At 44.6% G+C, this 22,384-nt stretch carries 18 protein-coding genes and 1 riboswitch; of the genes, 12 read left to right on the top strand and 6 right to left on the bottom strand.

Annotated features, from left to right (window positions below; all coding sequences use genetic code 11):
- Window positions 1–144 precede the first annotated feature (144 nt).
- From NSQ12_RS17810 to NSQ12_RS17795, 4 genes are all read left to right on the top strand, one after another.
- Window positions 145–2,253: a heavy metal translocating P-type ATPase gene (locus NSQ12_RS17810; protein ID WP_157825336.1), complete on the top strand. Its 2,109-nt coding sequence runs from the start codon at window positions 145–147 to the stop codon at window positions 2,251–2,253.
- A gap of 119 nt (window positions 2,254–2,372) precedes the next feature.
- Window positions 2,373–3,041, top strand: coding sequence for a disulfide bond formation protein BdbD (gene bdbD, locus NSQ12_RS17805; RefSeq protein ID WP_195727728.1), 669 nt, complete (start codon window positions 2,373–2,375; stop codon window positions 3,039–3,041).
- A gap of 4 nt (window positions 3,042–3,045) precedes the next feature.
- Window positions 3,046–3,462: a disulfide oxidoreductase gene (locus tag NSQ12_RS17800; RefSeq protein ID WP_003228417.1), complete on the top strand. Its 417-nt coding sequence runs from the start codon at window positions 3,046–3,048 to the stop codon at window positions 3,460–3,462.
- 186 nt (window positions 3,463–3,648) lie between these two features.
- Window positions 3,649–4,260, top strand: a complete 612-nt coding sequence (locus NSQ12_RS17795) for a trimeric intracellular cation channel family protein (RefSeq protein WP_003228419.1) — start codon at window positions 3,649–3,651, stop codon at window positions 4,258–4,260.
- A 109-nt stretch (window positions 4,261–4,369) separates the two neighbouring features.
- Here the strand turns inward: NSQ12_RS17795 and NSQ12_RS17790 are convergent, their stop codons facing one another.
- A complete protein-coding gene (locus NSQ12_RS17790) occupies window positions 4,370–4,804 on the bottom strand; it encodes a hypothetical protein (RefSeq protein WP_160221811.1) in 435 nt (144 codons plus the stop codon).
- Between the two features lie 580 nt (window positions 4,805–5,384).
- Here NSQ12_RS17790 and helD point away from each other — a divergent pair.
- The 4 genes from helD (at window position 5,385) to NSQ12_RS17770 (ending at window position 13,705) form a co-directional block, all read left to right on the top strand.
- Window positions 5,385–7,709, top strand: a complete 2,325-nt coding sequence (gene helD / locus NSQ12_RS17785; RefSeq protein WP_339175276.1) for a DNA helicase IV — start codon at window positions 5,385–5,387, stop codon at window positions 7,707–7,709.
- 170 nt (window positions 7,710–7,879) lie between these two features.
- Window positions 7,880–9,697, top strand: coding sequence for an assimilatory sulfite reductase (NADPH) flavoprotein subunit (locus tag NSQ12_RS17780; RefSeq protein WP_139451198.1), 1,818 nt, complete (start codon window positions 7,880–7,882; stop codon window positions 9,695–9,697).
- Window positions 9,698–9,722: 25 nt separating this feature from the next.
- Entirely contained in the window at window positions 9,723–11,438 is a 1,716-nt protein-coding gene (cysI, locus tag NSQ12_RS17775; protein WP_015714700.1) for an assimilatory sulfite reductase (NADPH) hemoprotein subunit, read from the top strand.
- Between the two features lie 254 nt (window positions 11,439–11,692).
- Window positions 11,693–13,705 carry a Na+/H+ antiporter gene (locus NSQ12_RS17770; RefSeq protein WP_227058318.1) on the top strand — a complete coding sequence of 671 codons (2,013 nt, stop codon included), beginning with the start codon at window positions 11,693–11,695 and terminating at the stop codon, window positions 13,703–13,705.
- Between the two features lie 44 nt (window positions 13,706–13,749).
- On the opposite strand, the gene yvgO is transcribed toward NSQ12_RS17770, so the two are convergent.
- Window positions 13,750–14,235, bottom strand: coding sequence for a stress response protein YvgO (gene yvgO / locus NSQ12_RS17765; protein WP_227058320.1), 486 nt, complete (start codon window positions 14,233–14,235; stop codon window positions 13,750–13,752).
- A gap of 222 nt (window positions 14,236–14,457) precedes the next feature.
- Here yvgO and pgoN point away from each other — a divergent pair, with 222 nt between their 5' ends.
- Entirely contained in the window at window positions 14,458–15,288 is an 831-nt protein-coding gene (pgoN, locus tag NSQ12_RS17760; protein WP_227058322.1) for a glyoxal/methylglyoxal reductase, read from the top strand.
- Between the two features lie 30 nt (window positions 15,289–15,318).
- Here the strand turns inward: pgoN and modB are convergent, their stop codons facing one another.
- Both modB and modA read right to left on the bottom strand, forming a co-directional pair.
- A complete protein-coding gene (gene modB / locus NSQ12_RS17755) occupies window positions 15,319–16,011 on the bottom strand; it encodes a molybdate ABC transporter permease subunit (protein ID WP_198878508.1) in 693 nt (230 codons plus the stop codon).
- The gene (gene modA / locus NSQ12_RS17750; RefSeq protein ID WP_204551377.1) at window positions 15,983–16,765 is read right to left on the bottom strand and encodes a molybdate ABC transporter substrate-binding protein; all 783 of its coding nucleotides are present in this window, start codon (window positions 16,763–16,765) and stop codon (window positions 15,983–15,985) included. Before modA ends, modB begins: the two co-directional genes overlap by 29 nt.
- Before the next feature lie 110 nt (window positions 16,766–16,875).
- Between modA and NSQ12_RS17745 the strand changes: the two genes are divergently transcribed.
- Window positions 16,876–17,802, top strand: a complete 927-nt coding sequence (locus NSQ12_RS17745; protein ID WP_043858963.1) for a substrate-binding domain-containing protein — start codon at window positions 16,876–16,878, stop codon at window positions 17,800–17,802.
- Between the two features lie 28 nt (window positions 17,803–17,830).
- Here the strand turns inward: NSQ12_RS17745 and NSQ12_RS17740 are convergent, their stop codons facing one another.
- A complete protein-coding gene (locus NSQ12_RS17740; protein WP_038429615.1) occupies window positions 17,831–19,684 on the bottom strand; it encodes an LTA synthase family protein in 1,854 nt (617 codons plus the stop codon).
- 99 nt (window positions 19,685–19,783) lie between these two features.
- The gene (locus NSQ12_RS17735) at window positions 19,784–20,266 is read right to left on the bottom strand and encodes a metal-dependent hydrolase (RefSeq protein ID WP_003228444.1); all 483 of its coding nucleotides are present in this window, start codon (window positions 20,264–20,266) and stop codon (window positions 19,784–19,786) included.
- Between the two features lie 166 nt (window positions 20,267–20,432).
- Between NSQ12_RS17735 and sspJ the strand changes: the two genes are divergently transcribed.
- Together sspJ and NSQ12_RS17725 are read left to right on the top strand one after the other, a co-directional pair.
- Window positions 20,433–20,573 carry a small acid-soluble spore protein SspJ gene (gene sspJ / locus NSQ12_RS17730; RefSeq protein WP_003221612.1) on the top strand — a complete coding sequence of 47 codons (141 nt, stop codon included), beginning with the start codon at window positions 20,433–20,435 and terminating at the stop codon, window positions 20,571–20,573.
- Window positions 20,574–20,689: 116 nt separating this feature from the next.
- A riboswitch (Lysine riboswitch) is annotated at window positions 20,690–20,869 on the top strand.
- 103 nt (window positions 20,870–20,972) lie between these two features.
- Entirely contained in the window at window positions 20,973–22,382 is a 1,410-nt protein-coding gene (locus NSQ12_RS17725) for an amino acid permease (RefSeq protein WP_021480593.1), read from the top strand.
- Window positions 22,383–22,384: the final 2 nt, after the last annotated feature.

The following is a 22,384-nucleotide window of genomic DNA, read 5'->3' as shown; positions in this document are numbered from 1 at the left end:
CGGTTTTTGTTTTTCATTGACACTTTCTTGGAAAACAACATATAATAGGTGTAACTTATATATGAGTATATGCTCATATATATTAAAATGAATGCAATACTCATTGATACGCTTTGAAAAGGGAACCCTAAATCGGAAGGTAAGGTGAGACTAGTGAAACAGGAATACGTTCTGGACGGTTTGGATTGCAGCAATTGTGCCCAAAAAATCGAAAATGGAGTCAAAGGCATAAAAGGCATTGACGGATGCGCGGTAAATTTTGCGGCAAGCACCTTAACTGTCTCAGCCGATGGGAAAGAAGAGCAATGGGTCACGAATAAAGTAGAGAAAAAAGTGAAATCAATTGATCCGCATGTAACGGTTCGCCAAAAGCATATAAAGAAATCAGCTGATGATGGCTATCGTAATCGAATGGTCAATATGCTGATGAGAATGGCGGCGGCTGTCATTCTCGGCGCAGCGGCATATTTGGTTCATTCGGGAACCATTGAACTTTTCCTTTTTCTCGCTGCTTATTTGATCATCGGCGGTGACATTATGATCCGTGCAGTCAAAAACATCATCCGAGGTCAGGTGTTTGATGAGCATTTCTTAATGGCTCTTGCTACAATCGGCGCCTTTCTGATTCAGCAATACCCTGAGGGCGTCGCCGTTATGCTGTTTTATCAAATCGGTGAGCTTTTTCAAGGTGCCGCGGTCAGCCGTTCCAGAAAATCAATTAGTGCGTTAATGGACATACGGCCTGATTACGCCAATCTCAAAACAAAGAACGGCATCGAACAGGTTTCCCCGGAGGACGTTCAGACAGGAGACATCATTGTGGTTAATCCGGGAGAAAGCATACCCCTGGACGGTAAGGTCGTGCAAGGGTCAGCGATGGTTGATACATCTGCTTTAACAGGTGAGTCCGTTCCGAGAAAAGCTGCGGAAGGACAAGATGTAATGTCAGGCTTTATCAATCAAAACGGCGTTCTGCATATTGAAGTCACAAAGGGCTATCAGGAATCAGCAGTATCAAAAATATTAGACTTGGTTCAGAATGCGAGCAGCCGTAAAGCCCGGACAGAAAACTTTATCACGAAGTTTGCCAAGTATTATACACCTGCTGTTGTGATCATCGCGGTATTGCTGGCCTTTGTTCCGCCGCTTGTTCTTTCTGGCGCCGCGCTTTCCGATTGGGTGTACCGCGCGCTTATCTTTTTAGTGATTTCTTGTCCTTGTGCGCTTGTTGTCTCCATTCCGCTCGGTTTCTTCGGCGGAATCGGAGCGGCCTCAAAGGCCGGAGTGCTTGTAAAGGGAAGCAATTATTTAGAAGCTTTGAATCAAGTCAAATACGCGGTGTTTGATAAAACGGGAACACTAACAAAAGGAAGCTTTGAAGTGACAGAAATCAAACCCGCGGAAGGTTTTACAAAGGATAGATTACTTGAAGCGGCGGCATACGCTGAGCTTCATTCACAGCATCCGATTGCTGAATCTGTGCGTAAAGCTTACGGGAAAATGCTTTCCTCCGATGAGATTGAGTCATACGAAGAAATCTCCGGTCACGGCATTTTTGCAAAGGTAAATGGAACTGAGATCCTTGCCGGGAATAAAAAGCTCATGGAAAGAGAACAAATTGAGGATGTCCCGGATGAAAATGCTGGAACAATCGTACACGTTGCTGTTGATCAACACTATGCCGGAGCAATCATCATAGCGGATGAAGTAAAGGAAGACGCAGCACAGGCGGTTGCTGATCTGAAGTCGCTTGGGATCAAACAGACAGCTATGCTGACGGGTGATTCGAAACAAACGGGAGAAGCCGTCGGAAAACAGCTTGGGATTGGTGAGGTATATGCAGAGCTGCTGCCGCAAGATAAAGTCGCGCAGGTCGAAGCATTAGAAGCTAAGCTTTTGCCTAGTGAAAAACTCATTTTTGTCGGTGACGGCATCAATGATACGCCGGTGCTTGCACGCGCAGATATAGGGATCGCGATGGGAGGCCTTGGGTCAGACGCCGCGGTAGAAGCCGCAGACATCGTGCTGATGACAGATCAGCCGTCAAAAATAGCAGAAGCGATTCGGATTGCGAAACGGACACGGCGAATCGTGTGGCAAAACATCGGCTTTGCTTTAGGTGTGAAAGCGATCTTTCTCATTCTTGGAGCATTTGGAATTGCAACCATGTGGGAAGCGGTTTTCTCAGATGTCGGTGTTACACTGCTCGCTGTGGCAAACGCTATGCGCGTCATGCGTCTCAAAAACAAATAAATTGTCGGAGAGAATTCATTTTTTCGGGGTTTTCTTATCGGCGCTTGTCTTGTTAAAATAAAGAAGTGGATCAATTGCGATCCGCTTCTTTTTTAATTTTAAAACGATGAGGTGTCGGAGTGAAAAAGAAACAGCAGTCTTCTGCGAAATTCGCGGTCATCCTTACGGTTGTGGTTGTTGTATTGCTAGCAGCCATTGTCATCATTAATAACAAAACGGAACAAGGCAATGATGCGGTTTCCGGACAGCCGTCTATCAAAGGGCAGCCTGTGCTTGGCAAGGACGATGCACCGGTAACTGTAGTAGAATTCGGAGATTACAAATGTCCGTCTTGCAAGGTGTTTAACAGTGACATCTTTCCAAAAATACAAAAAGACTTTATTGATAAGGGCGATGTGAAATTTTCTTTCGTGAACGTCATGTTCCATGGAAAAGGTTCAAGGTTAGCGGCTCTTGCATCTGAAGAAGTATGGAAGGAAGACCCTGACTCTTTCTGGGATTTCCATGAAAATCTGTTCGAAAAACAGCCGGATACGGAACAGGAATGGGTAACCCCAGGCCTCCTTGGTGATCTTGCAAAAAGCACCACAAAGATAAAACCTGAGACGCTCAAGGAAAATCTTGATAAGGAAACATTCGCTTCTCAAGTGGAAAAGGATTCTGACCTTAATCAAAAAATGAACATACAGGCAACACCGACGATTTATGTCAATGATAAAGTGATCAAAAATTTTGCGGATTATGATGAAATCAAAGAGACAATAGAAAAAGAGCTGAAAGGGAAGTAACAATATGAAAAATAGAATCGTATTTTTATATGCTTCCTGGGTTGTGGCTCTTATCGCTATGCTGGGCAGCCTGTATTTCAGTGAAATCAGAAAGTTTATTCCATGTGAACTGTGCTGGTACCAGCGTATCCTCATGTATCCGCTCGTCCTGATTTTAGGCATCGCCACCTTTCAAGGGGACACACGAGTGAAAAAATATGTGCTCCCGATGGCGATTATTGGGGCATTCATTTCGATCATGCATTACTTAGAGCAAAAAGTGCCCGGCTTTAGCGGCATTAAGCCATGTGTCAGCGGCGTGCCGTGCTCGGGCCAATATATTAACTGGTTTGGTTTTATTACGATTCCATTCCTGGCCCTGATTGCTTTTATCCTGATTATCATTTTTATGTGCCTGCTGAAAGGCGAAAAATCTGAATAACAAAAAAAGCGCCCGCGTATGCCGGGCGCTTTTTTAATTTCGCAAACTCATGTCCATCAGCAATAGCCGTATTCCCTCTAAATTTATCTTTTTTTCTCATAAAAATGTTATTGATTTTACGCTTGAGCGATTATAAAATCTAGAGGTCGTCAGAAAATTTAACAAACATAAAAGGGAGTCATCAGAATGGCTTGGGAGCTGCTCAGTGTGATTGGCATCATTGCGTTTGCAGTCAGCGGCGCAATTGTTGCGATGGAAGAGGAATATGATATTTTAGGAGTTTATATATTAGGGATTGTCACAGCTTTTGGAGGAGGAGCGATCCGCAATTTGCTGATCGGTGTTCCGGTGTCAGCGCTATGGGAGCAGGGAGCGTACTTTCAAATCGCGCTTTTATCTATTACAATTGTGTTTCTGTTTCCGAAGCTGCTGCTGAAGCATTGGAATAAGTGGGGCAATTTATCAGATGCGATCGGCCTCGCTGCCTTTGCTATCCAAGGCGCACTGTATGCCGTCAAAATGGGCCATCCGCTTAGTGCCGTGATCGTGGCTGCGGTGCTGACGGGAAGCGGGGGCGGGATCATCCGCGACCTTCTTGCCGGGCGCAAACCGCTTGTGCTGAAGGCAGAAATTTATGCAGTCTGGGCGGCTCTCGGCGGTTTAATCGTCGGCTTGGGCTGGCTGGGGAACTCGTTCGGCTTATACGTTCTGTTTTTCGTGCTCGTTGTTTGCCGGGTTTGTTCCTATATGTTTAATTGGAAGCTGCCAAACCGTTCTTTTCGCTTAGATAGTCAGTAAAATAAAAGAAACCTCTCCGTCATGGAGAGGTTTCTTTTATGGTAGCCTGCCGGGATCAAATAAAAAGTCCTTTTCGAATGCTGACCGCGCAGAGCAAAGCTATTGAAAATTAATAGGTAGCCCAAAAGGTATAGCTGATGGTTTTTTTAGTTCCTGTGTTAGTGAATTTGAATCTGTATTTTGTTTTGTAGCGTTTAGAAGCTTGTTTGTAACTTAAATTTGTAGAGCCTTTTTTCGTTGCATAAAAAGTTTTAACATTTTTCCAGCCTTTATTTGTCTTTTGTTGCAGAGTTGCTGTAATTTTCCCGCTGCCTGATCCGTTTGCTGTCATGTTGGCCCAAGTTCCTTGTCCTGGATAATAAATATGAAAAGTTGGCGAGTAAGTATAGTTTTTAAATGAGCCCGAATGGTAATGAGTACTCCATATTTGACCTTTTTTAACCCAATCTTTAGCTTCCGCTTTGTTGTTTACTAGGTCAATAGCCGTAAAACTTGTTACGGCTACGACGAATGCCAGCAACATCATAGATAGTTTTTTCTTCACTGAGTATTTCCTCCTAACTAATTCTGGTTCTTTCTTCATGTTCATATCATAAACCGAGAGAAATAATGTAACATCGTCCTATTCTCCCAAATGAAAAACTTCAATTTGTTGAAATATGTCGAAATTGGATGAAAAATGACTATTTTACTGCGACTATAGATACGATAGCAAGGATGTAGTTGCTTTATGGAAGATGACAATAACAGCCAGTTTAATCATTCTTCACGTTAGATGAACAGACAAACACGGTAGAGCTCTGCGGTGTTTTTAAAATGAAAAAGATATATTATATCGAAGATTGAATGGAATAAGGAATCGATACTGATGAAAGAGAAGAGTCGCAACCTAAGAAAAGCACGTCCAACAGTGATCAATGTGAAATCTTAAAATAAAAAACCGATCTCGAGTTGAGATCGGTTTTTTTAGTGCATATAAATAACCCAAACCTTGAACGACGTTGGGTGAATGTGCTATTATAAATTGTATTTGCCAGTTTACATCATATATTTAATATATGTATCCAATTATATTATACAGTATTTCATCTATGTTTGTCAACTATTTTCTGGAGGTGCCGTTCATGAATCAGCAGGATAAGGAATGGAAGGAAGAGCAGTCGAGAATAGATGAGGTGCTGAAGGAGCTCGAAAAAAAAGAGCGGTTTCTGGAAACGTCTGCGGGCGGGTTGAAGCATGATATCATCGGATTAAGAAAAAGCTTTTGGGAGGATGTTAAGGTTAATTTTGATGATGCCCATGAAGCGATTGAAACGATGGCAAGCATTAAGCAGCAGGCAGAGCTGCTGTCTGATCGGGAACACAATCATCGGCGCATGGATCAGCAGCTCAAACGAATTCATCAATTAAAAAAATCGCCTTATTTCGGCCGGATTGATTTTATTGAAAACGGCGAGGAGCAGGCAGAGCGAATTTATATCGGTTTAGCTTCCTGTTTGGATGAGAAGGAGGAACACTTTCTGATTTATGACTGGAGGGCGCCGATATCAAGTTTGTACTACAATTATTCCCCAGGAAAAGCGGAGTACGAGGTGCCCGGTGAAACGATAGAAGGGGAAATGGTGCTGAAACGCCAGTTTATGATCAAAAACGGCACTCTCAAAGCGATGTTTAATACCGATATGACGATTGGTGATGAAATGCTGCAAGAGGTATTAAGCCATCACTCCGATACCCAAATGAAAAACATCGTGTCTACGATTCAGAAAGAACAAAATCAGATTATCCGTAATGAAAAAAGCAAGATCCTGATCGTGCAGGGAGCGGCTGGCAGCGGGAAAACATCGGCTGCGCTTCAGCGTGTCGCTTATTTGTTATACAGGCACCGCGGCGTCATTGATGCCGGACAAATCGTTTTGTTTTCTCCCAACTTCTTATTTAACAGCTATGTATCCTCTGTTTTGCCTGAGTTAGGAGAAGAGAATATGGAGCAGGCGACGTTTCAGGAATATATCGAGCATCGTCTTGGCCGCAAGTTTAAATGTGAAAGCGCCTTTGATCAGCTCGAATATTGCCTGACCGAAACTAAGGAAGGCGATTTTCCAACAAGGCTTGCAGGAATCACATGGAAGGCGGGTTTATCCTTTCAGCAATTCATTAATGAATACGTCACACGGCTTTCCTCTGAAGGGATGATTTTTAAAAATATCATATTCCGCGGACAAAAGCTGATCACAAAGGAGCAAATTCAATCCTATTTTTACTCATTGGATCAAAATCACTCCATTCCGAATCGGATGGAGCAAACCGCGAAGTGGCTGCTGAGTGAGCTTAACAAGCTTGAGAAAAAGGAACGGCGAAAGGATTGGGTTGTTCATGAAGCTGAGCTGCTTGACAAAGAGGACTACTTGGACGTGTACAAAAAACTGCAGGAAAGGAAACGGTTCAGCGAGAGTACGTTTAACGATTATCAAAGAGAGCAGCAGCTGCTTGCCGCCATCATTGTGAAAAAAGCTTTCAAACCGCTCAAACAGGCGGTCAGACTCCTTGCATTTCTTGATGTTACACAACTTTATTTGCAATTGTTTTCTGGCTGGGGAGGAAAATTTCAGCATGAGAAGATGGATGCGATAGGTGAGCTGACCCGTTCGGCATTTACGGATAATAAATTGCTCTATGAGGACGCGGCACCGTTTCTTTATATGCAGGATCTGATTGAGGGCAGAAAGAAAAATACGAAGATCAAACATCTATTTATTGACGAAGCCCAGGACTATTCACCGTTTCAGATGGCTTACATGAGAAGCATTTTTCCGGCTGCCAGCATGACAGTGCTCGGTGATATCAATCAGTCCATCTACGCGCATACCATACACGGGGATCAGCGTATGGATGCGTGCTTTGAGGATGATCCTGCTGAGTATGTTCGTTTAAAGAGAACATACAGATCAACAAGGCAGATTGTCGAGTTTACCAAAGCGATGCTTCAAGATGGAGCGGATATTGAGCCGTTTAATAGAAGCGGGGAAATGCCGCTCGTTGTCAAAACTGAAGGACATGAGAGCCTTTGCCAAAAGCTCGCGCAAGAAATTGGCCGGCTCAAGAAAAAAGGGCACGAAACAATAGCCGTCATCTGCAAGACTGCGCATCAATGCATACAGGCGCACGCCCACATGAGTGAATATACAGATGTTCGCCTGATTCATAAAGAAAATCAACCATTTCAAAAGGGTGTTTGCATGATTCCGGTGTATTTAGCGAAGGGAATTGAATTTGACGCAGTGCTTGTCTATGATGCATCTGAAGAACACTATCATACAGAGCACGACCGCAGGCTTTTATATACTGCGTGCACCCGTGCGATGCACATGCTGGCGGTATTTTACACAGGTGAAGCCAGTCCGTTTGTAACCGCTGTGCCGCCTCACTTATATCAGATGGCTGAATGAAGAGAAGGGAGTCCTTCTCTTTTTTCTATTTACATGAAGCATAGCCGTTTTATCATTAGGATTCTTAATAGTTATCATCATGTAAATATATTTTACTTAAGCCTAGTATTCCGGTAAAGTTCAATTAGATGCAATTTTCGATCAGTTTATAACTTTGTGAGGTGGATACGTTGCAACTTCAGGTAATGAACAGTCCGTTTAATCAGGAGCAGGCAGAGCTCCTTAACCGCCTTCTGCCGACCTTGACCGAATCCCAGAAAATCTGGCTGAGCGGATATTTATCCGCTCAATCTGTTTCCGCCCAAGAAGCTGCGGGTACGCCGGCGGCAGCTGTGTCAGCGGAAGCACCGGCACCGGCCGTTTCAAAAGAAGTGACCGTTCTTTATGGTTCACAGACGGGAAACGCACAGGGGCTTGCAGAAAATGCCGGCAAGCAGCTTGAACAGAGCGGTTTTCAAGTGACCGTCTCATCCATGAGCGATTTTAAGCCGAATCAGCTGAAGAAGGTAACCAATCTTTTAATCGTCGTCAGTACGCATGGAGAAGGCGAGCCGCCTGATAACGCGCTGTCGTTTCATGAATTTCTGCACGGAAGACGGGCGCCTAAGCTTGAAGACCTGCGCTTTTCCGTTTTGGCGCTTGGTGACAGTTCGTACGAATTTTTCTGCCAGACAGGGAAAGAATTTGATCAACGCTTAGAAGAACTCGGCGGAAAACGGATTTCTCCGCGCGTTGATTGCGATCTTGACTATGATGAACCGGCAGCCGAATGGCTTGAGGGTGTATTGAAAGGATTAAATGAAGCTGGGGGCGGAAGCGCCGCGCCTGCGCCGGCGGCTGCGTCACAAACCGGTGAGTCTTCGTATTCCAGAACAAACCCGTTTCGGGCTGAAGTGTTAGAAAATTTAAATTTAAACGGCAGAGGATCAAATAAAGAAACACGCCATGTGGAGCTGTCTCTTGAAGGATCTGGCCTGACTTACGAGCCTGGTGACAGCCTCGGCGTCTATCCGGAAAACGATCCGGAACTTGTCGAGCTGCTCCTTAAGGAAATGAATTGGGACCCGGAAGAAATTGTGACGCTTAATAAGCAAGGTGATGTCCGACCGCTGAAAGAAGCGCTGATTTCTCACTATGAGATTACCGTTCTCACAAAACCGCTTCTTGAACAGGCAGCCCAGCTGACAGGGAACGATGAGCTTAGAGAGCTTTTAGCCCCGGGAAATGAGGAGAATGTAAAAGCCTATATTGAAGGGCGCGATTTGCTTGATCTCGTCCGTGACTATGGCCCATTTAGTGTATCTGCGCAGGAGTTTGTCTCGATTTTGCGAAAAATGCCTGCCCGCCTTTATTCGATTGCAAGCAGTTTATCCGCAAATCCGGATGAAGTGCATTTAACAATCGGCGCAGTCCGCTACGATGCGCACGGCCGTGAACGAAAAGGCGTCTGCTCGATTTTGTGCGCGGAACGTCTGCAGCCGGGAGACACACTGCCGGTTTATGTACAGCACAATCAAAACTTTAAGCTTCCGAAAGACCCTGAAACACCGATTATCATGGTGGGCCCTGGGACAGGCGTCGCACCTTTCCGTTCGTTTATGCAGGAGCGTGAGGAGACGGGAGCGGAAGGAAAGGCATGGATGTTCTTTGGCGATCAGCACTTTGTCACGGATTTCCTTTACCAGACAGAGTGGCAGAATTGGCTCAAAGACGGTGTGCTGACAAAAATGGATGTGGCGTTCTCACGTGATACGGAAGAAAAAGTATATGTGCAGCACCGCATGCTTGAACATAGCGCAGAATTGTTTGAATGGCTTCAAGAAGGAGCGGCTGTTTATATTTGCGGAGATGAAAAGCATATGGCGCATGACGTCCATCACACATTGCTTGAAATTATCGAAAAAGAAGGCAATATGAGCCGCGAAGAAGCGGAGGCTTATCTTGCCGATATGCAGCAGCAAAAACGCTATCAGCGTGATGTATATTGATTTGACTTGAAAGGAGTTTTTCAACATGGTGACCAAAATTCTAAAAGCACCGGACGGCTCTCCAAGTGATGTTGAACGCATTAAAAAAGAAAGTGATTATTTGCGCGGCACGCTGAAAGAAGTGATGCTCGATCGAATCAGTGCCGGAATTCCGGATGATGATAACCGCCTGATGAAACACCACGGCAGTTATTTGCAGGATGATCGGGACCTCCGAAATGAACGCCAAAAGCAGAAACTTGAGCCCGCATATCAGTTCATGCTGCGCGTGCGTATGCCAGGGGGCGTCTCAACGCCTGAACAATGGCTTGTCATGGATGACCTGTCCCAGAAATACGGGAACGGCACATTAAAATTGACGACACGTGAAACGTTCCAAATGCACGGGATTCTGAAATGGAACATGAAGAAAACCATTCAGACGATCCACTCAGCACTTTTGGATACGATCGCAGCCTGCGGAGACGTAAACCGTAACGTCATGTGTGCATCAAACCCTTATCAATCTGAAATCCACTCAGAGGTATACGAGTGGTCTAAAAAATTAAGTGATGATCTGCTGCCGCGGACGAGAGCATATCATGAAATTTGGCTTGATGAGGAAAGAGTTGCCGGCACGCCGGAGGAAGAAGTCGAGCCAATGTACGGACCGCTCTATCTGCCGCGGAAGTTTAAAATCGGTATTGCTGTTCCGCCGTCTAATGATATTGACGTCTTTTCACAAGATCTGGGATTCATTGCGATTGTCGAGGATGGCAAGCTGATCGGTTTTAACGTGGCAATCGGCGGCGGTATGGGAATGACGCATGGCGATACTGCGACATATCCGCAATTAGCCAAGGTGATCGGATTCTGCCGGCCTGAGCAAATGTATGACGTTGCTGAAAAAACGATTACGATTCAGCGTGATTACGGCAACCGTTCTGTCCGTAAAAATGCGCGGTTCAAATACACAGTTGACCGCCTCGGTTTAGAAAACGTAAAAGAAGAATTGGAAAACCGTCTCGGCTGGAGCCTGGAAGAAGCGAAGCCGTATCATTTCGATCATAACGGCGACCGCTACGGCTGGGTGGAAGGCATCAAGGATAAATGGCATTTCACGCTGTTTGTCGAAGGCGGCCGTATAACGGATTACGATGATTATAAGCTGATGACTGGCTTGCGGGAAATCGCCAAAGTTCATACAGGTGAGTTCCGGCTGACAGCCAATCAGAACTTAATGATTGCGAACGTTTCAAGCGATAAAAAAGAAGAAATCAGTGCTTTAATTGAACAGTACGGACTAACTGACGGCAAGCACTATTCAGCACTTCGCCGCAGCTCGATGGCATGCGTCGCTCTTCCGACCTGCGGATTGGCAATGGCCGAAGCAGAACGTTATTTGCCGACCCTGTTAGATAAGATTGAAGAGATTATTGACGAAAACGGCCTTCGTGATCAGGAAATCACGATTCGCATGACAGGGTGTCCGAACGGCTGTGCACGTCATGCACTCGGTGAGATCGGATTTATCGGAAAGGCGCCGGGCAAATATAATATGTATCTTGGCGCTGCGTTTGACGGAAGCCGTTTAAGCAAAATGTACCGTGAAAACATCGGTGAAGCAGACATTTTAAGCGAGCTGCGCATCCTTCTTTCCCGCTATGCGAAAGAACGTGAGGAAGGCGAGCATTTCGGTGACTTTGTCATCCGCGCGGGCATTATCAAAGCAACAACTGACGGTACGAATTTTCATGATTGAGAAAGAAAGACGAGAGACAGGGAGTAGCTTCCTGTCTCTTTTTTCTGTAATTTGCTCTGCTGCAAAAAAGTTCACTGTGAGCATATCATGAGAAAAAATACCCTAAAAAGGGTACTATAAAAGAAGACAAGTGTGGAGAGAACTCCTGCGAAACCACATAGCGGATGCAAGGCCACCCTAGCTCAAGGGCTTTTAGACAAACAGATTTTTTGGCTCATCATGCCGACACACAACAGACGAAGGAGGTCATGCATTTGGACATATTTTTAGTTGTGCTCGTATTATTAACGATTATTGCGATTTCTAATATCGTGAACCGGTTTATTCCGTTTATTCCGGTGCCGCTGATTCAAGTGGCTCTTGGGATTCTTGCCGCCTCATTTCCACAGGGACTTCATTTTGAATTAAACACCGAATTGTTTTTTGTTCTGTTTATCGCGCCTCTGCTATTTAATGATGGAAAGAGGACACCGCGGGCAGAGCTTTGGAATTTAAGGGCTCCGATTTTATTGCTTGCACTCGGCCTTGTATTTGCGACTGTGATTGTAGGCGGCTACACGATTCACTGGATGATTCCTGCTATTCCGCTGGCAGCGGCCTTTGGACTTGCGGCCATTCTTTCACCGACTGATGTCGTCGCTGTCAGCGCATTATCAGGAAGAGTGAAAATGCCAAAAGGGATTCTTCGCCTGCTGGAAGGTGAGGGGCTGATGAATGATGCATCAGGTCTGGTGGCCTTTAAGTTTGCGATTGCAGCGGCAGTGACTGGTGCATTTTCATTAGCACAAGCGGCTGTCAGCTTTGTCTTTATTTCTCTCGGAGGCTTGCTGTGCGGGGTTGTCATTTCATTTTTGATTATTCGTTTTCGCCTATTTCTGCGCCGCCTTGGCATGCAGGATGTCACGATGCATATGCTGATTCAAATTCTGACGCCGTTTGTGATTTATTTGGCAGCTGAAGAAATCGGCGTTTCCGGCATTTTAGCTGTTGTGGCTGGCGGTATTACCCATGCGGTTGAACAGGATCGTCTGGAATCTACGATGATCAAGCTGCAAATCGTCTCCTCAAGTACGTGGAACATTATTTTATTTATTTTGAACGGCCTGGTCTTCGTTATTCTCGGCACGCAAATCCCTGATGTGATTTCTGTTATCTTTAACGACACTGCCATCAGCAACATGAAGGTGATCGGCTATATCCTAGTCATCACATTTACGTTAATGCTCCTCAGATTCCTGTGGGTGCTGTTCTTCTGGAACGGCAAATGGTTCTTTAATAAAGATCAGAACATCTATAAACCGGGTCTTCGTTCGACGCTGTTAATTTCGATTTCCGGTGTGCGTGGAGCAGTAACGCTTGCAGGTTCTTTTTCCATTCCGTATTTCCTGGAGGACGGTACGCCGTTTCCGGAAAGAAATCTGATTCTCTTTTTAGCAGCCGGCGTCATTTTATGCACGCTTGTCATTGCCACCGTTGTGCTGCCAATTCTGACTGAAAAAGAAGAAGAGGACGAGGAACGAAATAAGAAGCTGCTGACGGCGAGACGCAAGTTGATCAAAACAGCCCTTCAAACGATTAAAGAGGACATGAATGAGACAAACAAAACGGCCTCTCTTGCGGTGATAGCTGAATACAATGAGAAAATGAAAAATCTTCGTTTTCAGCAGTATACATCATCTAATCGCATTAAGAAGCACGAGCGAAAAGTCCGTGCGCAGGGGGTTAAGGCTGAGCAAGAGGCGCTGATGAAAATGCTGGAGCGGGGAGACATCCCGGAAGAAACAGCAAATGTGCTGCAAGAACGATTTAACGAGTTGGAAATTTTGTATGCCAACCCGTTTAAAGTCGGGTTATCAAAAACAAGGCTCAAGAGGCTGATGTATTGGATTTTCTTCGGTGAACATAAAAAGCCGGAGATGTCGATTTTAAATGAAGCGGGATTGATACGGGCAACAAGAGTGAAAACGGCAAAAGCAGCGATAGAAAATCTGGAAAAACACAAGACGGAAGAGCATAAAGAAGTGTTTTTATCTGTCATTACATTCTATAAGCAGTTAATTTTCAGGCTGGAGCACAGCCATCATGAGCTGAAATCAAGCGCCCATTTTGAAAATCAGAAGCTGGAAGTGAAGCTGAAGGCTGTACAGGCGATCAGAAATGAAATTCAAACGCTCTTCGAAGAGAGGGAAATTTCCCGGGACATCTCCCATGAGCTTCGCCAATACATTAATGATGTCGAAGCCGCCATGCTTGAAGGCGGCGAATAAATGCAGCAAAAAAGCTGGCGTTAGAGCGCCAGCTTTTTTCTATATTAAGGGCGATGAAATGCGACAGTGCTGCCATCCCGGTCGAACCAGCCTCTGAAGGCCCAGTTGATCCAGCCGCCATCGCCTTTGTTTGTAAAGGTTCCGTCTTCAAATACCCAAATGCCATACGTAATGCCGTCGTAAACGGCTGAACCGTAAAATTGCACACCGTTCAAATGATCTTCATATTCCTGGCTTAAATTAAAGACCATGACGTTATATTTTTGGCCGGACGCGTAGAAGGAAGACTCCATGAGGTTTTTCACAAAGCCATCCCTATTCTGTGCGGATTTGATGGCATCAGCGATCTGGTTGGCAATTCCAAGTACATCTAGGTTGACGTTTAAACCTACATCAGCGGCAGTTGTTCCAGCAGCAGTTGTCTGCGACATCTTCGGAGCAGGATTTTCTTCAGCGGAAGCAAAGGACAAAGGGGTAATTGTCAAAGCGGCACCAAGAGCAAGTGTCATTGGGATACGAATACGTTTCAAGTTGTTTCCTCCTTTGTTTTCATTTGGTTACACTACACGCATACCCTGCTCAATGTATTTGTAATCTCAATATTGTTAAAATAGGAAAAAAATAGTGTTTGAATTTGCCTGTGCTGTGAAAAAAGAAGCAAAAAGAGGGTCTTAAGCGTATTATTGGTATCGGCTGAGAGGAATGTGAGATAATATAGACGCTTACATTTCAGTGAAAGGGTGGATGTTCAAGTGCCAACAAGTTTAAAAGATACTGTAAAGTTACATAACGGAGTTGAAATGCCTTGGTTCGGTCTGGGTGTTTTTAAAGTAGAAAATGGTAATGAAGCGACTGAATCAGTGAAAGCGGCAATTAAAAATGGTTATCGCAGTATTGATACAGCAGCGATCTACAAAAATGAAGAAGGCGTTGGCATCGGGATTAAAGAATCCGGTGTGGCAAGAGAAGAGCTCTTCATCACATCAAAAGTGTGGAATGAAGATCAAGGCTACGATACAACGCTTGCTGCCTTTGAAAAGAGTCTGGAAAGATTGCAGCTTGATTACTTAGATTTATATTTGATCCACTGGCCTGGCAAAGATAAATATAAAGATACATGGCGCGCGCTTGAAAAGCTGTACAAAGACGGCAAAATCCGCGCGATCGGCGTCAGCAACTTCCAAGTTCATCATTTAGAAGAGCTGTTGAAAGATGCTGAAATCAAACCGATGGTGAACCAAGTTGAGTTTCACCCTCGCTTGACGCAAAAAGAATTAAGAGATTACTGCAAAGCGCAAGGCATTCAGCTGGAAGCGTGGTCTCCGCTCATGCAGGGACAGCTTTTGGATAACGAAGTACTGACACAGATTGCTGAAAAACACAATAAATCTGTGGCTCAAGTGATTTTGCGCTGGGATCTGCAGCATGAAGTTGTAACCATTCCAAAATCCATTAAAGAACACCGTATCATCGAAAACGCTGATATTTTTGATTTCGAATTGTCTCAAGAAGACATGGACAAAATTGACGCATTAAATAAAGATGAGCGTGTCGGTCCAAATCCTGATGAGCTTCTGTTTTAATCAAAAAACTCCCCGTTACGGGGAGTTTTTTTAGTGCGTTTTTTTCTGTTGAATGAAAAACAGCATCAAAAAGGAAATGACAACAATACAGACGACCCACGCCCAGGCAAGGGTATTGTTGCCGGAATCCAATGAGACATATATCGCCGTCGGCAGTGTTTGCGTAACACCGGGGATGTTCCCTGCAAACATGAGTGTTGCGCCAAATTCTCCGAGCGCCCGTGCAAGGCTGAGGATGCTTCCGGTCAGCAATGAAGGATAGGCAAGCGGGACGGAGATATGGATAAACACTTTCCATCTGCTAGCGCCGTCTACCATGGCCGCACCTTGTATATCGGGGTCAATGTCAGCAAATCCGGTTTTGGCTGATTGGTACATAAGCGGAAAGGCTACAACAGCCGAGGCGATCACAGCGGCCCACCAGGTGAAAATGACAGGCTGCCGGAAGATCCACTCGATGGCTTGTCCGATGAAGCTGTGCTTTCCGAAAATGACGATCAAAATAAAACCGACAACAGTAGGCGGAAGAACGAGCGGAAGCATAAAACATGTTTCGAGTGCCGTTTTTCCGAAAAATGATGCCCGTGACATCCATGCTCCAGCAAGTGTTCCGAGAATAATGACAGCAATTCCGGCAACTGCCGCCACCTGAAAGGAAAGCACAACGGGTGTGAAAAATTCTGAAGCGCTTATGCTACTCGGCAGTAAAGCCATATTTCTCAAATACTTTCATTGCTTCATCAGATTGCAGGTATTCGTAAAATTCCTTCGCTTCCTTACGGTGTTTTGTATCTTTTACGATTCCTAACGGATAGACAATTGGGCTGTGTGTATCTGCTTTTGCCTCGTCGATAATGTTGACCTTTTTCGAGACCAGGGCATCTGTTTTATAAACAATACCAGCGTCCACATTGCCGGTTTCAACATAAGAAAGAACTTGGCGAACGTCTTTTCCATACACAATTTTATCCTTCACTTTGTCCCATAAAGACAGCTTTGTCAGTGATTCTTTCCCATAAGCTCCTGCCGGTACGGATTCCGGCGTGCCGAGAGCGATTTTTTCTGATTCAGCCAGATTGCTGAAGCTTGTCACAGGTGAATCACCGTTTTTCGGTACGACCAGCACAATTTCATTACCGACTAAATCAGTGCTGTCTTTTTTTGCGATATCTCCATCATCCACCAGCTTTTTAAATTTATCCTCAGCAGCTGAGAAGAACAGATCGGCTCCTGCTCCTTGAGAAATCTGTTTTTGCAAGGCGCCGGATGAGCCATAGTTATCTTGGATGGTAATACTTTGATGCTCTTTTTCATAATTTTTTTGGATTTCCTCAAGTGCATCCTGCGCGCTGGCGGCAGCTGAGATGGTTAACGTTACTTTTTTCTCGCTGTCCGTTGAAGACTGGTTTGAAGAACAGCCTGCTACAAGCAGAAAAGCAGTTAAGGCTGCGATGAAAATAGAATACTTCTTAAACATGATTGCACCCCTTATCATTAGATATAACTAATTATAACTGATTATGTTTGGTTTATGTGGGTTTTTTTACATTCGACGAAAAGGTATAATAAAATAGGAGAGTGATGATGATGAATGAAACCTCTTCCTATACGATAGAAGAAGTTGCAGGTCTGCTGAAGGTATCAAAGCTGACCGTTTATGACTTGATTAAAAAAGGCGTGCTGCCTGCTTACCGTGTCGGAAGGCAGATGCGTGTGGATGAAGAAGATTTAAAGCAATATAAAACGAATATGAGAATGTCTCAGCCCATCGCTGCAAAAGAAGCGCCGAAACAGGTGCAGGAGGCTGAGCCGGACGGCAGACCAAATGTCATGATCAGCGGACAGGACATTTCGATGGATATCCTCAGCAAGCATTTGGAGAATGCCATTCAGGAGACGCCGCTCCGTAAATACAAAGGAAGCTTAAACAGCCTGATTGATATGTATCAAGGCAAGTGTGACATTGTCAGCCTCCATTTGTACGATGCAGAAACGGGCCAGTATAACGCGCCTTATGTAAAACGGATTTTGACAGGTGAACCGTTTTGTCTCATCAATGTCGTTCTCCGCAAAGCAGGACTGTATGTGCAAAAAGGGAATCCGAAAAACATTCAAGGCTGGAAAGACTTGAAAAGAGCCGATATCCGGATCATCAACAGGGAAAAGGGTTCTGGCGCAAGGGTGCTCCTTGATGAACAGCTTGGCTTGCTTGGTGTGAATCCGGCTGATGTAGTGGGATATGGCGATATCGTGACTGATCATTACGCTGTCGCTTCACAAGTTTCAAGCGGACAGGCTGACGCGGGAATCGGGGCGCAGCACGCGGCACATATGGGCAGTGTTGATTTTATCCCGCTCATCGACGAACAATATGATATTGTCGTTTTGAAAAAACATGAGCAGCTGCTTAAGGCCGTGAAGGAGATTTTGAATTCTGAGGAATACAAGGCGAATTTGTCTCAATTAAACGGCTATGAAACGAAGCTGACTGGCAAGGTGATATTGGAAACGTAAAAAATCCCTCTTGATAGAGGGATTTTTTTCATTCGGAAAACCTGAGCAGGTCACCATTTAAAATTTTATCAGAGAAAGACAGTTCTTCGTTTGCTTTCTCCTTATAAGGGAGGCACGCATCCTGATCTTCCAGCACTTCACCTGTTTTTTGGCTATAGCACGTGTTCTTTGTGTATATATAATCGTTCGTAATAAAGCTGCCGTTTCGCAGAACGGCGAATGGGGTGCGGTCGCCCGACAGCAAATCATTGCCGAATTGGATATCGCCTTTTGTCTCAACGCCGAGCAAATGCATCAGCGTCGGCCTGACGTCGACCTGTCCCCCGGCATCAGGGATGGTTTCCGGCTTTTGATCGGTGATTCCCGGGATATGTATGATAAACGGCACCCGCTGGAGCTGAACGTTGTCATACGGTGTGATTTCGTCTTTCCCTAAAAACTCAGCCATTGCCTCGTTATGGGCTTCAGAAATGCCGTAATGATCTCCCATAAATACGATCATCGAATTTTCGTATAAGCCTTCGTCTTTCAGTTTTTTGATAAAATGCTTCAATGCTTCATCCTCATAGCGAACCGTGGTCACATAGCGGTTTAACAGATCACTGCTTGAATCGAATTCATCTATCAGCTGATCCTTTTCATCAATCTCAAACGGAAAATGATTCGTTAACGTGATAAAACTGCTGTAGAACGGCTGTGGCAGGCTTTTCAGCTTTTCGGCGGACTGCTCTAAAAATTCTTTGTCTTTTAAGCCCCAGCTTGTCGATGTCCCGGGAGTGACATGAAAATCATCAACATCAAAAAAGCGGTCAATGCCAAACGTATCGTACATGACATCTCTGTTCCAAAATGTTTTATGGTTAGCATGAAAGACGGCTGAATAATAATCGTGCTGTTTCAGCGATTTATACATCGTATGAAATTGATGGTCGCTTTTCGTGAAAAAGACGGCGCCGCTAAGGGAAGGATACAGTGAGTTAGCGACGATAAATTCTGAATCTGATGTTTTTCCTTGTTCTGTTTGCTGATAGAAATGATCAAAGGAATAGCTTTTTTTTATGAGATCATTCATAAATGGGGTAATTTCTTTTCCATTTACTTTTTCATTCAGAACAAAGCTTTGGGTCGATTCAAGTGTTACAAAGATGACATTGCGCCCCTTTGCAAGACCGAATTTGCTTTGATCAGGCTTGCTGTAATCAGCCTCTGTGTAGTTTTTAATGGCAGTTATACTGTCTTCATCGGCAAAAGCTTTCGCGCTGATATTAACAGTCTGAGAAATTGTATCGTAAATATGGAACTGAAACAGACCGATGCTTTTGACTAGCATTTCCCGGTCAAAAGAATGTGCCAAAAGCTTCGGCTGCTGTACTTCTGCAAGTGCCAGTGTGCATAAAAGCATGCCGCAGGAAGCTGCATAGTACCGTTTGATCGTGCGGGGAGCGGCTTTTGTCTGTGGGTGTTTGGTTTTTCTGGCGAACAACAGCAGAAAAACCAAATCCACAAACAGGGCGATAAACAGAGGATGGAACAGTTCTTTTACACTGCTGCCCATATCGCTCATGTTGCTGGCCTGAAATAAAACCGGGATGGTAATAAAATCGATATAAAAGCCGTAAAAAATCGTATTAGAGATCAAGATAACAGTCAGAACCAAATTGGCAATCAGCAAAAAGGCCCGCTGCTTGTTTTCTTTTAGAAACAGGCCGATCCCGAATAAAGGAAGAATAAAGCTGAGCGGGTTGACCAGCAGCATTAGCTCCTCCAACAGAGTATCGATTTGCAAATCAAAGCCGAGTTTATATATCACATACGTTTTGATCCACATAAATAAGATCGAAAAACATAAAAACCGCTGATTGTGAAAAAAGGTTCCTTTCATCAATATGACTCCTCACGTTTTCTTGATCATCTGCATGAAATGCTTCTTAAGTAAAACCTACTAAAAACAGCCGGTTCAGACAAGTCTCAGCACTCATGTTTAAAACATGCGGCCATGAAACAGCATATAAAAGTAGTAACATGAAGCAAGGGTCAGGCCGGCTAGCACGAGCTGCTCAGAAAAACTGCCTGTCTTCATATATAATGGAAGCCGAACGCGGATCGTGGAAGGGAATAATAATTTGATTCCGTTCACCGTCCAAGCGTCAAGAATCAAGTGGCTCGCCATTCCGATCATCAGGCCGGCTGATATGTTTTTATCTGGAATGTATGTAGAAGTGATAAAAAACATGATGAGCATAAACAGCAGGCTGTGTGTAAAGGTGCGATGGCCAAAAACGGAGCTGACCACTTTCGATAAAATAGGAAATTTTCTCCCGATTTTGCTTTGTGTGTGGCAGATATCGGGTATTAATGCTCCAACCGCGCCTGACGCAGCCATAAGCACTGGATCAAATCCATAATAATAAGCCGCTGCCGTACAAGAAGCGATGCCTCCCATGATGTGTGTTTTTCCTGTCATTTGCCGCTTCTCCTTTTATCTTTTGCAAAAAATCTCTGAATTACAAATATATCAAGAGAATGTATGTTTGATCAACAGGACTTTGGACGATAAAAAATATCCCGCATAATTTTTCAGGAAAAAGGCATCTTAAACATGTACCTATTTTTTAAAAGAGGTGATACGAATGGGTTTCTTTAATAAAGATAAAGGAAAACGTTCCGAAAAAGAAAAAAACGTAATCCAAGGAGCTCTTGAAGATGCTGGTTCAGCTCTAAAAGATGATCCGCTTCAAGAAGCTGTGCAAAAAAAGAAAAATAATCGATAACCACATGCGGATAGGGCTTGGCTCTATCCGTATTTTCCATCTGTTCCCTTTGACAGATCATCCTTTCTTTGATAACCTTCTGGGAGTAACTGAATAATTAAATCCTCACTCTTTCTCAGTGAGGTAGAGGTTGCGCGGATGATGAGTCACACATGCTAGGCTGACAGGGGCTGTTAAACATGTGTAAAAGGCATCAGCGCCGAAGTGTGGAGAAAGCCGATCCTTCTCTATGCTGGGACTGTATCTGAATAAGTGCAGGACTGCCGCGTGCTTTTTCGCGGAGGGCTATCCGGAGATCAAGGGTGTGTGTTTCTTTAAGCATGGACTTTTGTTCAGGCTTTTTTTGAGTTTATATGATCTCGGGGTCTGGTCCGTACAAAGAATCATGGAGGTACTGGAATGGAACAGACAAAAAAATGGGGTTTTTGGTTATTAACGGCGTTTGTCGTTGGAAATATGGTTGGATCAGGAATTTTCTCCTTGCCGAGCTCGCTTGCTTCAATTGCGAGTCCGTTTGGAGCTACGTCCGCCTGGCTTTTGACAGGTGCCGGCGTGCTGATGATTGCACTTGTGTTCGGACACTTGTCCATTCGCAAGCCTGAACTGACAGCGGGACCGCAAAGTTATGCAAGAGCGCTGTTTTCTGACCCGAAAAAAGGCAACGCTGCCGGTTTCACAATGGTGTGGGGCTACTGGGTGGCGAGCTGGATCAGTAACGTGGCGATCATCACAAGTCTCGCCGGTTACTTGACTTCGTTCTTCCCGATCTTGGTTGATAAACGTGAGATGTTTTCGATCGGCGGGCAAGAGGTGACACTCGGCCAATTACTGACGTTTGCCGTATGTACGATCTTGTTATGGGGAACGCACGCGATTCTTGTTGCCAGCATTAACGGCGCAAGTAAATTAAACTTTGTCACAACGCTTTCTAAAGTATTAGGTTTTGTCTTCTTTATCGTTGCCGGTTTGTTTGTGTTTCAAACGACATTATTCGGTCATTTTTATTTCCCGGTTCAAGGAGAAAACGGCACAAGCATTGGAATTGGCGGCCAGGTTCATAACGCCGCGATTTCTACACTGTGGGCGTTTGTCGGAATTGAATCCGCGGTGATCCTGTCCGGCCGTGCGCGCTCTCAGCGTGATGTGAAACGTGCGACAATTACCGGCTTGCTGATTGCCTTGAGCATATATATTATTGTGACTTTAATTACGATGGGTGTTCTGCCGCATGATAAGCTTGTCGGCTCTGAAAAACCATTTGTTGATGTACTCTATGCGATTGTTGGAAACGCGGGAAGCGTGATTATGGCGCTTTTGGCTATCCTTTGTTTATTCGGAACGATGCTCGGCTGGATTTTGCTTGGCTCTGAGGTGCCATACCAAGCCGCTAAAGCAGGAGATTTCCCGGCATTTTTTGCAAAAACGAATAAAAAGGGAAGTCCGGTCATTGCACTCATTATTACAAACGTCATGTCACAGGTCTTCATTTTCTCGGTTATTTCCCGGACAATAAGTGACGCATTTACATTTTTAACGACAGCGGCTACACTCGCATATTTAATTCCGTATCTGGTATCTGCAATCTACAGCTTGAAGGTAGTCATCAAAGGTGAAACGTATGACCAGCTGAAAGGCTCCCGTGTAAGAGACGGATTGATCGCGATACTGGCGTGTGCATACTCCGTGTTTGTTATCGTAACAGGCACAGCAGATTTAACGACATTTATACTCGGCATCGGTTTATTCTTTGTCGGCTTAATCGTTTATCCATTTGTGAGTAAAAAGTTCCAGAAAGAAAAACAAGCATAATG

Origin of the sequence: Bacillus sp. PS95, assembly GCF_037963565.1 — a bacterium.
In the GTDB taxonomy this organism is placed as follows: domain Bacteria; phylum Bacillota; class Bacilli; order Bacillales; family Bacillaceae; genus Bacillus; species Bacillus subtilis.
Note: the sequence above shows the minus strand (reverse complement) of the source record. Positions and strands in the feature narration are given on the sequence as shown.

Excerpts from the sequence above, each read along its gene's own strand:
- NSQ12_RS17800 (WP_003228417.1), top strand. The coding sequence starts at position 3,046 with ATGAAAAATAGAATCGTATTTTTATATGCTTCCTGGGTTGTGGCTCTT.
- NSQ12_RS17795 (WP_003228419.1), top strand. The coding sequence starts at position 3,649 with ATGGCTTGGGAGCTGCTCAGTGTGATTGGCATCATTGCGTTTGCAGTC.
- helD (WP_339175276.1), top strand. The coding sequence starts at position 5,385 with ATGAATCAGCAGGATAAGGAATGGAAGGAAGAGCAGTCGAGAATAGAT.
- cysI (WP_015714700.1), top strand. The coding sequence starts at position 9,723 with ATGGTGACCAAAATTCTAAAAGCACCGGACGGCTCTCCAAGTGATGTT.
- modA (WP_204551377.1), bottom strand. The coding sequence starts at position 16,765 with ATGTTTAAGAAGTATTCTATTTTCATCGCAGCCTTAACTGCTTTTCTG.
- NSQ12_RS17745 (WP_043858963.1), top strand. The coding sequence starts at position 16,876 with ATGAATGAAACCTCTTCCTATACGATAGAAGAAGTTGCAGGTCTGCTG.
- NSQ12_RS17740 (WP_038429615.1), bottom strand. The coding sequence starts at position 19,684 with ATGAAAGGAACCTTTTTTCACAATCAGCGGTTTTTATGTTTTTCGATC.
- NSQ12_RS17735 (WP_003228444.1), bottom strand. The coding sequence starts at position 20,266 with ATGACAGGAAAAACACACATCATGGGAGGCATCGCTTCTTGTACGGCA.
- sspJ (WP_003221612.1), top strand. The coding sequence starts at position 20,433 with ATGGGTTTCTTTAATAAAGATAAAGGAAAACGTTCCGAAAAAGAAAAA.
- NSQ12_RS17725 (WP_021480593.1), top strand. The coding sequence starts at position 20,973 with ATGGAACAGACAAAAAAATGGGGTTTTTGGTTATTAACGGCGTTTGTC.